The sequence below is a fragment of the Bradyrhizobium sp. genome, from assembly GCF_016213215.1.
Lineage (GTDB): Bacteria > Pseudomonadota > Alphaproteobacteria > Rhizobiales > Xanthobacteraceae > Bradyrhizobium.
Map to the genome: position 1 here is coordinate 1 of NZ_JACRAW010000086.1, position 13,452 is coordinate 13,452.

Below are 13,452 nucleotides of genomic sequence, written 5' to 3' on the forward strand. Positions count from 1 at the left end.
CGAGCCGTATCTCCTCATCCTGAGGAGCTTGCGAAGCAAGCGTCTCGAAGGATGAAGGCCCGGGTCCGGGCCTCATGGTTCGAGACGCGCCTTCGGCGCTCCTCACCATGAGGGTTGGAACGTCGCAACCTCAGAAGATTCACACCCTCTGAGGAGCCCGCCAAAGGCGGGCGTCTCGGGCCGCAAAGAGACCGCCCACCAGCCCTCAGGTCGCCACCGCGCCATTGCCGGCGGTCTCCAGCCGGAACGCTGCGGCAAACAGGGCGCGCGTGTAGTCGCTCTTCGGATTCTTGAACAGCTCGGAGGCCGGCCCCTCCTCCACCACCTTGCCGCCGCGCATCACGATGAGATGGCTGGCGAGCGAGGCCACCACGCGCAGGTCGTGCGAGATGAACATGTAGGTCAGGTGACGCTTGCGCTGCAGTTCGCGCAACAGATCGACCATCTGCGCCTGAAACAGCATGTCCAGCGCGCTGGTCGGCTCGTCCAGCACCACGAAATCCGGCTCCAGAACCACCGCGCGGGCGAGGCTGATGCGCTGGCGCTGGCCGCCGGAGAATTCGTGCGGATAGCGGAAACGCGTGTCCGGATCGAGCCCGACGTCCTGCAGCGCCTTGACCACGCGCGTCTCGCGCTCGCCGCGCGACAGATTGGGCTGGTGCACGGACAGGCCCTCGCCGACGATGTCGCCGACCGACATGCGCGGGCTCAGCGAGCCGAACGGATCCTGGAACACGATCTGCATGTCGCGGCGGAAGGGGCGCATCTCCTTGAAGCGCAGCCCCTGGATGTCCTTGCCCAGAAAGACGATCGGGCCGTTGGAGGAAATCAGCCTGAGCAGCGCCAGTCCCAGCGTGGTCTTGCCGGAGCCGGATTCGCCGACGACGCCGAGCGTCTCGCCCTTGCGTACCGCGATGCTGACGCCGTCGACGGCCTTGATATGGCCGACCGTCTTGCGCAGCAGGCCGCGCTTGATCGGAAACCAGACCTTCAGATCATTCGCGGACATCACCACGGGCGCCTGTGGCTGCGGCGGCGCGGGGTCGGGCTTCGGTTCGGCCGCAAGCAGGTCGCGCGTATAGGGATGCTTCGGCGCACCGAACACCTGTTCCACCGGTCCCTGCTCGACGATCTTGCCGCCGTTCATCACGCAGACGGTATCGGCAATGCGGCGCACGATCCCGAGATCGTGGGTGATGAAGAGCAGGCTCATGCCGTGTCGCGCCCGGATCTGCGCCAGCAGGGCCAGGATCTGCGCCTGCACGGTGACTTCGAGCGCAGTAGTGGGTTCGTCTGCGATAAGGAGATCCGGCTTGTTGGCAAGCGCCATCGCGATCATGACGCGCTGCCGCTGGCCGCCCGACAACTGGTGCGGATAGCTCTTCAGCCGCGTCTCCGGGTCGGGAATGCCGACCTGGGTCAACAACTCCAATGTGCGCTTGCGCGCGTCTGCCGAGCTGATGCCGCTGTGCAGCTGCAGGATCTCGCCGATCTGGGCCTCGATGGTGTGAAGCGGATTGAGCGAGGTCATCGGCTCCTGGAAGATGATCGAGATGTCGTTGCCGCGAATTCCGCGCATCTCGTGTTCGGACAGGGAGAGCAGCTCGCGTCCGTTGAAGCGGATGCTGCCGGACGGGTGCGAGGCCGTCGGATAGGGCAGCAGCTTCAGAATCGACAGCGCGCTGACCGACTTGCCGGAGCCGGACTCGCCGACCAGGGCCACGCATTCGCCGCGCTTGATCTCGAACGAGATCGTGTCGACCGCGAGCGTTGAGCCGCTCGGCTGGTGGAAGGCCACCGAGAGATCGCGCACAGACAACAGGGGCTGGTTGATCGTGTCCATCGCCGCCCTCACCTGAACGTCTTGCGCGGATCGAAGGCGTCGCGCACCCCTTCGCCGATAAAGATGAGTAGCGACAGCATGATCGCCACGGCAAAGAAGCCCGAGAAGCCGAGCCAGGGCGCCTGCACGTTGGCCTTGCCCTGCGACAGCAATTCACCAAGCGACGGCGAGCCCGGCGGCAGGCCGAAGCCCAGGAAGTCGAGAGCGGTCAGCGTCATCACCGAGGAGGAGACGATGAACGGCAGGAAGGTCATGGTCGCGACCATCGCGTTCGGCAACAGGTGGCGGAACATGATGACGGCGTTGGACACGCCGAGCGCGCGCGCCGCCTGGATGTATTCGAAGTTGCGTCCGCGCAAGAATTCGGCGCGAACCAGTCCGACCAGCGAAACCCAGGAGAACAGCAAGAGGATGCCGAGCAGGACGAAGAATCCGGGCACCAGCACCGAGGACAGGATAAGCAGCAGATAAAGATAGGGGATCGCCGTCCAGATCTCGATGAAGCGCTGGAAGCCGAGGTCGATCCAGCCGCCGAAATAGCCCTGCACGCCGCCCGCGGCGATGCCGATGATCGAGGAGATGATAGTCAGGCTGAGCCCGAACAGCACCGAGATGCGAAAGCCGTAGACCAGGCGCGCGACCACGTCGCGACCCTGGTCGTCGGTCCCAAGCCAGTTGTATTCGAGATCGCGGCAGCTCTTCAGGCCCTTCTTCTCGACCACCGGCTTGCACTGCGCCTCGGTCAGCATCCACGTCGGCGGCGACGGCGCCGGCGTCGGCAGATCGAGGTTATGGGTATGATAGGAGTAACGGATCAGCGGCCAGACGATGGTGCCGCCCTTGTCCGCGATCAGTTTCTGCAAATAGGGATCGCGATAGTCGGCTGCCGTCTCGAAGTCGCCACCGAAAGTGGTTTCCGAATAGGTAACGAAGGCCGGCCAGTACAGCTTTCCGTCGAACTTGATCAAGAACGGCCGGTCGTTGGCGATCAGCTCGGCAAACAGCGAGACGACGAACAGCGTCATGAAGATCCAGAACGACCAATAGCCGCGCCGGTTCGCCTTGAAGTTCTGCCAGCGCCGCTTGTTGAGCGGCGACGGAACAAATGCCTTGTTCGTGATCGGGACGGCTTCGCCGAGCGGCGAACGCGTGGTCGTTTCGATCGGGGTGGGCGCAGTGACCGTCATCAGACCTCCCGCGCCTCGAAATCGATCCGCGGATCGATCCACATGTAGGTGAGGTCGGAGATCAGATTCACCACGAGGCCGACCAGCGAGAAGATGTAGAGCGTTCCGAACACCACCGGATAGTCGCGGTTGAGCACGCTCTCGAAACCAAGCAGGCCGAGCCCGTCGAGCGAAAAGATGGTCTCGATCAGGAGCGAGCCGGAAAAGAAGGCGTGGATGAAGGCGCTTGGGAACCCGGCGATCACGATCAGCATCGCGTTGCGGAAAATATGACCGTAAAGCACCTGCCATTCGCTGCAGCCCTTGGCGCGCGCGGTCATCACATATTGCTTGCGGATCTCGTCCAGGAACGAGTTCTTGGTCAGCAGCGCCATGGTCGCGAACGCGCCCAGCGCCATCGAGACCAGCGGCAGCGTGAGGTGCCAGAAATAGTCGATGATCTTCCAGTACCAGGGAAACTGCGACCAGCCGTCCGACGTCAGTCCGCGCAGCGGAAACAAGTTGAAGAACGAACCGCCGGCGAACAGGATGATCAGGAGGATCGCGAACAGGAAGCCGGGGATTGCGAAGCCGATGATGATCACCGCCGACGTCCAGGTATCGAACTTTGAGCCGTCCTTCACCGCCTTGCGGATGCCGAGCGGAATCGAGATCAGATAGGTCAGCAACGTCATCCAGATGCCGAGCGACATCGAGACCGGTAGCTTCTCCTTGATGAGCTGGATCACGCTGACATCGCGGAAGTAGCTCTTGCCGAAATCGAAGCGGGCGAAATTCCACACCATCAGCAGGAAGCGTTCCGGCGCCGGCTTGTCGAAGCCGAATTGCTTCTCCAGGCTCTTGATGAAATCCGGATCAAGCCCCTGCGCGCCGCGATACTTCGAACTAACGGCATCAGCCGCGGCGCCGACCTGCCCTGGCGCCCGCTGTGCGAAGTCGCCGCCGCCCGAGATGCGGGAGGTGCCACCGGTATCGGCGCCCGAGAGCTGCGCGATCACGCGCTCGACCGGGCCGCCGGGTGCGAACTGCACCACGACAAAGGAAACGAAGAGGATCCCGAGCAGGGTCGGGATCATCAGAAGGATACGACGGGCGATGTAGACGCTCATGGGCTATTTCGCCTGCTCGATCTTGGCCGCTCTTGCAGCATCAAACCACCAATTCTCCCGCGAGCCGACGCCCTGGGCGTAGCGCGGCGGCTTTGCCGGGTGTCTGAACAGATCCCAATAGGCCAGCCGGTGTGTCTTGGCATACCATTGCGGGACCCAATAGCGGCCGGCGCGAAATAACCGATCGAACGCATGGCAGGCAACGGTCAAGTCAGCGCGATTAGCCGCCGCGATGATCCTTTCGATCATGACATCGATGGCCGGACTGGCGATGCCGGCGAGGTTGTATGATCCCTTGGTGGATGCCACCTGGGACGAGAAGAACGCACGCATGGCGTCGCCCGGCGTCGCCGACATGCTGAAGCGCTGCACCGTCATGTCAAAATCGAAGTCTTCGACGCGCGCACGGTATTGCACGGCATCTACCAGACGGTGCGTCGCTTCGATGCCAAGCGTGGCGAGATTCTTGATATACGGTGCGTGATGCGGCTGGAACGAGGGCTCGTCACCAAGAAACTCTATTCGGAAGATTTCCCCGTTGGGCAGGAGACGCTTGCCATCCTTGATGGGCAGCCCGGCCTCGTTCAGCAATTGTTGCGCTTTGCGAAGCATGGTGCGATCCTGTCCGGATCCATCCGAGACAGGAGGCACGAACGGCTCCCCGAACACTTCTTCGGGAACCTGTCCTTGGAACGGTTCCAGGAGCTTCAATTCTTCCGGCGAGGGCGGACCGCGCTTCACCATCATGTCCGAGTTCTGGAATGGCGAGACGGTGCGCGCATAGGCACCGTACATGATGGTCTTGTTGGTCCACTCGAAGTCGAAGGCATGGATCAGCGCCTCGCGCACGCGTGGATCCTTGAACTTGTCCCGGCGAGTGTTGATGAACCAGCCCTGGGCGCCCGAGGGCGTATCATCGGGCAAGACCTCCAGCTTGACGCGTCCATCTTTTACTGCGGGAAAGTCATAGCGCGTCGCCCAGATGCGCGAGGTGAATTCCTCGCGATACAGATAGCTCTTGCCGGTAAAGCCCTCGAAGGCGACGTCGCGATCGCGATAGAACTCGTAGCGCACCACGTCGAAATTGTAGCTACCCCGGCAAACCGGCAGGTTGGCGCCCCACCAATCCTTGACCCGCTCGAACTCGATGAAACGATTGACCTCGAATTTCCCGACCTTGTAGGGGCCGGAGCCGAGCGGAATGTCCAGCGTCGATTCTTCGAACGGCCGATTGGAATAATAGGACTTGGAGAAGATCGGCAGGCCGGCGACATAAAGAGGCACGTCACGCGCGCGCTTCGGCGCGAAGGTCACGACCAGCGTCGTATCATCCAGCGCCTCCGCGCCGACCATGTCGCGCATCTGCACGAGAATCAGAGGGTGGCCCTTGGCCTTCAAGGTCGTCAGCGAGAACGCGGCATCGTGGGCCGTCAGCCTGCTGCCATCGTGAAAGCGAGCCTCGGGACGCATCGTGAAACGATAGACCAGCCCGTCGGGCGAGATGTGCACCGACTTCGCCGCAAGCCCATACATCGCATCGGGCTCGTCATTTGCCCGAGCCATCAACGACGCAAAGGTCATGTCCATGCCTTGCGCCCCGTCGCCTTTCAGAATGAAGACGTTGAGCGAATTGAAGGTCTGGTAGGACTGGTTATAGGCCCGGGTCGACGGAATGAGGGAAAAGGTGCCGCCCTTCGGGGCGTCGGGATTGACGTAATCGAAATGGTGGAAATCGGCCGGGTATTTGAGATCGCCGAACGCCGACATGCCGTGCGCCGCGGATTCCTGCTCGGAAGCCGCCGCCCCGCGCAAGAAAGAGACGCTGACGGCGCCGGCGCCGAGGGCGAGCACGTGCCGGCGGGAAAGCTGCGCCATGCGGCAGATATCCTTCACGATTTCTTCGCGATCCGGGCCGCCTTGTCCGCGTCGTACCACCAGATTGCGGGGAATGCCGACTGGCCGTACTTGGGCAATTCCGCCGGACGGCCAAAGCGATCCCAGCGCGCCGTGCGCTGCTTCGGATAATTCCACTGCGGCACAACGTAATGGTTCCAAAGCAGCACGCGGTCCAACGCCTTGGTCGCGGCCACGAGTTCGCCGCGGTCCTTGGCGTAGATTACGCGATCGATCAGCTTGTCGATCGCAGGATTCTTGATCCCCACGACATTGCGCGAGCCGGCCATATCGGCGGCTCTTGATCCCCAGAATTCACGCTGCTCGTTGCCGGGCGACAAGGACTCCGCCCAGGAGGCGACAACAATATCGAAATCCCATTCGCGAAGCCGGTTCTCGTACTGGGTTGGATCGATCGTACGCACGCTGACCGCGATGCCAAGCCTTTCGAGCGACGGCTTGTAGAACAGCATCACCCTTTCGAAGGTCGGATCCTGGCTCAACAATTCGAAAGCGAGCTGCGTGCCGGTCCTGGTATCGACCAGCTTTCGATCACGCACCTCATAGCCGGCCTCCTTCAACAGGCGCATCGCTTCGCGCAGATTCTCGCGCACGGCTTCCGGGCTGCCTCCGGCCGGATTGCTGTAGACAGTCGTAAAGACCTCAGGCGGAACTTCTGCACGCACGCCCTCAAGGATCTCGAGCTCTTTTCCCTGCGGCAGACCGGTTGCCATCAGCTCTTCGGCGCCATCGAAATAGCTGCTGATGCGCTTGTATTGACCGAAGAAAATCTGCTTGTTCATTTCCTCGAAGTCGAACGCATAGTTGAGCGCCCGGCGCACCCTGGGATCGGCGAATTTGGCGCGGCGCAGGTTCGGTGCAAAAGCCTGCATGATTCCCGAGCTGCGATTGGGAAACTCCTCCAGCAGCACCCGCTTCTCGGAAACCGCCGGAAAATCATAGGCGGTCGCCCAGTTCTTCGCACTGTTCTCGAAGCGCCAGTCCACATGGTCGGCCTTGAACGCCTCGATCGCGACGGTCGCGTCGCGGAAATATTCGTAGCGCAGTTCGTCGAAATTGTTGCGTCCTACATTGACGTTGAGATCACGCCCCCAATGGTCCTTGACCCGCTCCAGCACGAGGGTGCGGCCGGCGACGAACTCCTTGATCCGATATGCACCCGAACCCAGCGGAATCTCGAGCGTAGTCGCAGCTACATCGCGCTTGCGCCCCTGCGCGTCAGTCCCCTCCCACCAGTGCTTGGGCATAACGACAAGCTGACCGAGGATCTGTGGAAGTTCGCGATTTCCCGGCGCGTCGAATGTGAATTTGACGTCACGATCACCGATCTTCTCGGCATTCACGACGTGCCTGTAATAGGCCGAATAGAACGGATGATTCTTCTTCAGCGCCTCCAGCGAGAAGATCACGTCCTCGACCGTCACCGGTTTGCCGTCGTGCCATCTTGCCTGCGGGCGCAGTCGATAGACGACGAACGAGAAATCGCCGGGATGAGCTACAGCCTCGGCCAGCAGCCCGTACTCCGTCGAGACTTCATCCATGGCGGAGGTGATCAGCGTTTCGTAGATGAGCGTAACCGGCGCCGCGAGCGCACCTTTCACGCCGGAAACGACATAGTTGAAATTATCGAATGTTCCGATGGCGATCTGTCGAACGACGCCACCCGTGGGCGCATCGGGGTTGACGTAGTCGAAATGCTTGAAGTCGGCCGGGTACTTGACGTCGCCGAACAGCGACAGTGCATGGCGCCACGGTATTTCGCCCGCCGCCTGCGCCTCGGCTTGCCGGATGGTGGGGAGACCGGCCGCGGAACCAAGGGCCGGGATCGTCGCGGCCGCAGCGCCGGTTAGCAGGAGATCGCGTCGGGTAATTGCCAAATGAACGTTCCTGTCGTGAGGGAGGTTACCCAATTAAGTGCCCAATATAGGCAAGGTTTCGACCGATTGTGTTGCTTTTTCCTCATGTTGGAAGCCGGCCGGCCCTGGGAATGCGACGAAACGCCCCGATCGGCGAGAACGCGGAGCCTCTAAACGGAAACGGCCAGGCTGGGCCTGGCCGTTGGTCGCGCCAAACTTCCGAACAGTTTACTTCGAGGCCGTCGGCAGCGGCTTGGGGTTATCCGACAACGTATTGAGATAGGCGATCAGGTCAGCGCGCTCGCTGTCCTTCGAAATACCGGCGAACGCCATCGCCGTCCCCGGAACATAGCCCTTGGGATTGGCAATGAACTTGTTCAGTTCATCAAAGCCCCATGCGCCGCCCTTGCTCTTCATGGCAGCCGAGAAATTGAACCCGCCGCGGCCCTCGCCGATATGGTCGCCAACGATGCCGAAGAGATTCGGACCGACGCGATTGGGGCCGCCCTTTTCGAAGGTATGGCAGGCCGTGCACTTCTTGGCCGCGGCCGCGCCCTTCTCGACCGAGGCGGTCTGCAGGAGCTTTTCGATCGGCTCCGAGCCGGCCGCGGCGGCGGGGGCTTCCTTGGACCCGGCGCTGGGCTCTTCCTTCGCAGCGATCGCAAAGCCCGGCTTTTCCGGCGCCTGGCGGGTGAACAGCGCGTGGGCGGTGAAGTTCGTCACCAGGATAAGGAGGCAGGTCGCCAGAACGGCGCCGATGATCTTGTTGAGTTCGAAGGAGTCCATTTCGGATCAGGCTCCGCGGAGGAAATAAGAGTGCGACTGAGTCGCATGATGCGCCCAGAGATAGGCCTTCAGGTACCGTTCCCCCGAGCAGCGATCAGATATCGGTTTGCCCGTGCTCTGGCAACCCGTTAAAACGCCCCGACTTTCACCGCATCCCCATCCACTTCCGGCATATCGTTCGCCCCATTCCCAGGCTTTCCCGGATGACCGATTCCCGTACCCTGGTACTGATTCCGGCCCGCATGGCCGCCACCCGCCTGCCGGGCAAGCCACTGCTCGACATTGCCGGCCTGCCGATGATCGTGCACGTGCTGCGCCGGGCGGAAGCCGCGCGCATCGGCCGGGTCGCGGTGGCGACCGACACGCCGGAGATCGCGCGGGCTGTCACCGCGCATGGGGGCGAGGTCGTGATGACCCGCCCCGACCACCCTTCCGGGTCGGACCGCATTCACGAGGCGTTGGGCAAGCTCGACCCAAAGGGTGAGGCTGAGATCGTGGTCAACCTGCAGGGTGATTTTCCGACCATCGCGCCGGACAATATCCGCGACGTGCTGCCTCCACTGTCCGATCCCGCGGTCGATATCGCCACCCTGGCGGCCCAGATTCACAGCGAGGAGGAGAGCACCAACCCGAACGTCGTCAAGGCGGTCGGAACCTCGCTCGGCGGCCGGCGGATGCGCGCGCTCTATTTCACCCGCGCGATCGCGCCTTATGGCGACGGGCCGCGCTATCACCACATCGGCCTTTACGCCTACCGCCGCGCCGCGCTGGAGCGCTTCGTGGCGCTGCCGCCCTCGCCCCTGGAGAAGCAGGAGAAGCTCGAACAGCTCCGGGCACTCGAGGCGGGCATGCGCATCGACATCACCATCGTCGACACCGTGCCGCGCGGGGTCGACACCCCCGCCGACCTCGAAACCGCGCGGCGGATACTTTCCAAAAGCTGAGCGGGTGATACAAGGCCCGCCATGAGCCAGAAGATGAAGATCGCATTCCAGGGCGAGCCGGGGGCCAATTCCCACATCGCCATTGTCGAAGCCTTTCCCGATGCCGAGCCGATGCCCTGCCCGACCTTCGAGGACGCGCTGTCGGCGATCGCCTTGGGGGAAGCCGATCTCGGCATGATCCCCATCGAGAACTCGGTGGCGGGACGCGTCGCCGACATCCACCATCTGCTGCCGGCATCCGGCCTGTTCATCGTCGGTGAATGGTTCCTGCCGATCCGTCACCAGTTGATGGCGCCGCGCGGGGCGAAACTCACCGACATCAGGAGCGTGGAAAGCCACGTCCATGCGCTCGGCCAGTGCCGGCGCATCATCCGCAGGCTCGGCGTCAAGCCGATCGTCGCCGCCGACACCGCCGGCAGCGCGCGCGATATCGCCCAGCGGGGCGACAAGCGCGTCGCCGCGATCGCCTCGCGCCTTGCCGCCGAGATCTACGGCCTCGACATCCTCGCCGAGGACGTCGAGGACGAGGTCCACAACACCACGCGCTTCGTCGTGCTGGCCCGTGAAGAAAAATGGGCCGGGCAAGGCTCGGGGCCGCTGGTCACGAGCTTCGTCTTCCGGGTGCGCAACCTGCCGGCGGCGCTTTACAAGGCGCTCGGCGGCTTTGCCACCAACGGCGTCAACATGACCAAGCTCGAAAGCTACATGGTCGACGGCAATTTCTTCGCCACCCAGTTCTATGCCGACGTCGACGGGCATCCGCATGACAAGGGGCTGGCCTTTGCGCTGGAGGAGCTGAAATTCTTCTCGCGCGAATTGCGCATCGTCGGCGTCTATCCTGCCCACCCCTTCCGCGCCACGTTCAGTGAGAGCCTGGAATAAGTCGTCATTCCGGGACGGTCCGCAGGACCGAACCCGGAATCTCGCGCCACACAACTTCTGGATTCCCCGATGCGCAATTGCGCATCGTGGTTCACGCGCTTACGCGCGTGCCCCGGAATGACGGAGATGGCGGTCACGCCACTTCCTTCTTCACCAGGCCAAACGCTTCCGCGAGCAGGCTATAGGAGCGCTTGCGCGCCTCGTGGTCGTAGACGGCCGTGATCACCATCAGCTCGTCGGGTCTGGTGGCGGCAATCAGCGGCTCGAGCTTCTGGATCACGGTCGCGGGACTGCCGACGAACAGGCGCGAGCCGTTGCGCGCGATCGAGGCGCGATCGGCGTCGGTGTAGGGATAGGCCAGCGCCTCCTCCACGCTCGGCAGCGGCAGATACTGGCCGCGGTCGCGGCGCAGCCGGTTGAGCTCGAACGAGGAGGCCAGCCTTTCCGCTTCTTCATCGCTCTCCGCCGCGATGATCGCGACCGCCAGGATCGCATACGGTGTCGAGCGCCAGCCAGAGGCCTTGAAACGCGTGCGGTAGTTGATCATCGCGTCGACGGCTTCGTGCGTTGCGAAGTGATGCGCGAACGCGAAGCCCATGCCGACCTGGGCGGCGAGCTCGGACGAATAGTCGCTCGACCCGAGCAGCCAGATCGGCGGCAGCGGCGTGTCGTCGGGCATCGCCACGACGTTGTTGTAGGGATGGCCCGGCGGAAAATCGCGCGTCTCCCACAGGGTCAGTTCGTGCAGGCGCTCGAGGAAGTCGTCGCCATCGCGGCCGGCGAGCCGGCTGCGCAGGGCGTAAGCCGTCGCGGCATCGGTGCCGGGGGCGCGGCCGAGGCCGAGATCGATGCGGCCGGGAAACAGCGCTTCCAGCATCTTGAAGCGCTCGGCCACCACCAGCGGGGCGTGGTTCGGCAGCATCACCCCGCCGGCGCCGACCCTCAGGCGCTTGGTCACCGCGGCGATCTGCCCGATCATGACGTCGGGGGCCGGGCTCGCCACCGAAGCGAGGTTGTGGTGCTCCGCCAGCCAGTAGCGGAGATAGCCGAGGCCATCGACATGACGCGCCAGGTCGATGCTGTTGCGGAGCGCCGCTGCCGGCCGGGTGGCGGTGGTGACGACGGAAAGATCGAGGACGGAGAGCGGGATCATGGGCGTAAGCTAGTCTGCCTGCCGGACGCCACAAAGCCGGACGCGGCGCAGAGCAGGCGTGCAAGCCATTCGCTGCGGCCATGGCGCAATGAATGGGACGAAAGGTTCCAGAATTATGACGAGACCCTTGTTCCCACCACTTTTTGACTCCACGGCAATACCATACCATTAGATTTACTTTGCGTATCAATATCATAGGTCTAAGCTGCGCCAAAACCCGTCCCACACCTGAAGCATTGCGTGGATATATTTCAACGATATTGGGCCACTTCCCACACCCAATGGGCTGTTTGGCTTGCCTCGTTTGGCTTATCTTAGCGCCCGCAGCAGTAACATCCGGACCGTTCCGTCCCGTGGAGTTTGTGGTGTCATGACCGAGCCTACGCCCCCAGCCGCCGATGGGCATCCCGAGCTGAAGGCGCCCGCGATCTCCTTCGAGTTCTTTCCGCCCAAGACCGAGGAGATGGAGCGGAATCTGTGGGAGACGATCAAGCGGCTGGCTCCGCTCCACCCGAATTTCGTCTCGGTGACCTATGGCGCCGGCGGCTCGACCCGGGAGCGCACCCACGCCACCATCTCCCGCATCCTCGCCGAAACCCACCTGACGCCGGCCGCCCACCTCACCTGCGTCGATGCGCCCTGCGCCGACGTCGACGATGTCGTGGCGCGCTACCATCAGGTCGGCGTCCGCCACATCGTGGCGCTGCGCGGCGATCCGGCCAGCGGCATCGGCGGCCTCTACACGCCCCACCCGCAGGGCTATCGCTCCTCCGCCGATCTCGTCGCCAGCATCAAACGCCGCTATCCCGACATCGAGGTGACGGTGTCCGCCTATCCGGAAAAGCATCCCGAGAGCGCGAGCTTCGATGCCGATCTCGACACGCTCAAGGCCAAGGTCGACGCCGGTGCGTCGCGGGCAATCACCCAGTTCTTCTTCGATAACGATCTCTACTTCCGCTATCTCGATCGCGTCCGCGCGCACGGCATCGAGATCCCGATCGTGCCGGGCATCCTCCCCGTGCAGAATTTCAAGCAGGCCGCGAACTTCGCCCAGCGCGCCGGCGCCAGCGTGCCGCACTGGCTGGCGGAAAAGTTCGAGGGCCTCGAGGACGATCCCGACACCCGGCGGCTGGTCGCGGCGAGCGTCGCCGCCGGCCAGGTGCACAAGCTCGCCAAGCATGGCGTCGACACCTTCCATTTCTACACCATGAACCGCGCCGATCTCGTGTTCGCGATCTGCCACCTGCTCGGCATCCGCGCCAGAAGCGCCCAGAAAGCCGCCTGAACCGACATGACCGTGCCTGCCTCCGATAAGCGCCTTGCGCTGCTCAAAGCCGCCCGCGAACGCATCCTGGTGCTCGACGGCGCCATGGGCACGATGATCCAGGCCCTCAAGTTCGACGAAGCCGCCTTCCGCGGCGAGCGCTTCAAGAACTTCGATCGCGACCTCCGCGGCAACAACGACCTCCTGATCCTGACCCAGCCGCAGGCGATCGAGGACATCCACGCCGCCTATTTGCGCGCGGGCGCCGACATCGTCGCGACCAACACCTTCTCCTCCACTTCGATCGCGCAGGCCGACTACGACCTCACCGACATTGTCTACGAGCTCAACCGCGAAGGCGCGCGGCTCGCGCGCAATGCGGCGAAGCGCGTCGCCGCCGAGGACGGCCGGCCGCGCTTCGTCGCCGGCGCGATCGGGCCGACCAACCGCACCGCCTCGATCTCGCCCGACGTCAGCAATCCCGGCTTCCGCGCCATCAGCTTCGACGAATTGC

The 13,452-nt window shown here is 63.3% G+C and carries 11 protein-coding genes; 4 read left to right on the forward strand and 7 right to left on the reverse strand.

Annotated elements, in window-relative coordinates:
* Positions 1-205: 205 nt before the first annotated feature.
* From HY852_RS15170 to HY852_RS15195, 6 genes are all read right to left on the reverse strand, one after another.
* Positions 206-1,843, reverse strand: a complete 1,638-nt coding sequence (locus HY852_RS15170) for an ABC transporter ATP-binding protein (protein ID WP_291605584.1) — start codon at positions 1,841-1,843, stop codon at positions 206-208.
* Positions 1,844-1,851: 8 nt separating this feature from the next.
* The gene (locus HY852_RS15175) at positions 1,852-3,030 is read right to left on the reverse strand and encodes an ABC transporter permease (RefSeq protein WP_291605585.1); all 1,179 of its coding nucleotides are present in this window, start codon (positions 3,028-3,030) and stop codon (positions 1,852-1,854) included.
* Positions 3,030-4,139: a microcin C ABC transporter permease YejB gene (locus HY852_RS15180; protein WP_291605586.1), complete on the reverse strand. Its 1,110-nt coding sequence runs from the start codon at positions 4,137-4,139 to the stop codon at positions 3,030-3,032. The genes HY852_RS15175 and HY852_RS15180 overlap by 1 nt, the downstream gene beginning before the upstream one ends.
* Before the next feature lie 3 nt (positions 4,140-4,142).
* Positions 4,143-6,014, reverse strand: coding sequence for an extracellular solute-binding protein (locus tag HY852_RS15185; RefSeq protein WP_291605587.1), 1,872 nt, complete (start codon positions 6,012-6,014; stop codon positions 4,143-4,145).
* 14 nt (positions 6,015-6,028) lie between these two features.
* The gene (locus HY852_RS15190; protein ID WP_291605588.1) at positions 6,029-7,930 is read right to left on the reverse strand and encodes an extracellular solute-binding protein; all 1,902 of its coding nucleotides are present in this window, start codon (positions 7,928-7,930) and stop codon (positions 6,029-6,031) included.
* Between the two features lie 207 nt (positions 7,931-8,137).
* Complete coding sequence (locus HY852_RS15195; protein WP_291605589.1) at positions 8,138-8,695, reverse strand: cytochrome c family protein; 558 nt, start codon at positions 8,693-8,695, stop codon at positions 8,138-8,140.
* Positions 8,696-8,898: 203 nt separating this feature from the next.
* Here HY852_RS15195 and HY852_RS15200 point away from each other — a divergent pair, with 203 nt between their 5' ends.
* Positions 8,899-9,639: a 3-deoxy-manno-octulosonate cytidylyltransferase gene (locus tag HY852_RS15200; RefSeq protein ID WP_291605590.1), complete on the forward strand. Its 741-nt coding sequence runs from the start codon at positions 8,899-8,901 to the stop codon at positions 9,637-9,639.
* A gap of 21 nt (positions 9,640-9,660) precedes the next feature.
* Positions 9,661-10,521, forward strand: coding sequence for a prephenate dehydratase (locus HY852_RS15205; RefSeq protein WP_291605591.1), 861 nt, complete (start codon positions 9,661-9,663; stop codon positions 10,519-10,521).
* Positions 10,522-10,654: 133 nt separating this feature from the next.
* On the opposite strand, the gene HY852_RS15210 is transcribed toward HY852_RS15205, so the two are convergent.
* The gene (locus tag HY852_RS15210; RefSeq protein ID WP_291605592.1) at positions 10,655-11,674 is read right to left on the reverse strand and encodes an LLM class flavin-dependent oxidoreductase; all 1,020 of its coding nucleotides are present in this window, start codon (positions 11,672-11,674) and stop codon (positions 10,655-10,657) included.
* Positions 11,675-12,044: 370 nt separating this feature from the next.
* Between HY852_RS15210 and metF the strand changes: the two genes are divergently transcribed.
* Positions 12,045-12,959, forward strand: coding sequence for a methylenetetrahydrofolate reductase [NAD(P)H] (gene metF / locus HY852_RS15215; RefSeq protein WP_291605593.1), 915 nt, complete (start codon positions 12,045-12,047; stop codon positions 12,957-12,959).
* Positions 12,960-12,965: 6 nt separating this feature from the next.
* Positions 12,966-13,452, forward strand: a 487-nt coding sequence (locus tag HY852_RS15220; protein ID WP_291605594.1) for a homocysteine S-methyltransferase family protein, incomplete at its 3' end; no start/stop codon positions are given.

Bases quoted from the DNA above. Each gene is read 5' to 3' on its own strand.
- HY852_RS15170 (WP_291605584.1), bottom strand. From the start codon at position 1,843: ATGGACACGATCAACCAGCCCCTGTTGTCTGTGCGCGATCTCTCGGTG.
- HY852_RS15175 (WP_291605585.1), bottom strand. From the start codon at position 3,030: ATGACGGTCACTGCGCCCACCCCGATCGAAACGACCACGCGTTCGCCG.
- HY852_RS15180 (WP_291605586.1), bottom strand. From the start codon at position 4,139: ATGAGCGTCTACATCGCCCGTCGTATCCTTCTGATGATCCCGACCCTG.
- HY852_RS15185 (WP_291605587.1), bottom strand. From the start codon at position 6,014: ATGGCGCAGCTTTCCCGCCGGCACGTGCTCGCCCTCGGCGCCGGCGCC.
- HY852_RS15195 (WP_291605589.1), bottom strand. From the start codon at position 8,695: ATGGACTCCTTCGAACTCAACAAGATCATCGGCGCCGTTCTGGCGACC.
- HY852_RS15200 (WP_291605590.1), top strand. From the start codon at position 8,899: ATGACCGATTCCCGTACCCTGGTACTGATTCCGGCCCGCATGGCCGCC.
- HY852_RS15205 (WP_291605591.1), top strand. From the start codon at position 9,661: ATGAGCCAGAAGATGAAGATCGCATTCCAGGGCGAGCCGGGGGCCAAT.
- HY852_RS15210 (WP_291605592.1), bottom strand. From the start codon at position 11,674: ATGATCCCGCTCTCCGTCCTCGATCTTTCCGTCGTCACCACCGCCACC.
- metF (WP_291605593.1), top strand. From the start codon at position 12,045: ATGACCGAGCCTACGCCCCCAGCCGCCGATGGGCATCCCGAGCTGAAG.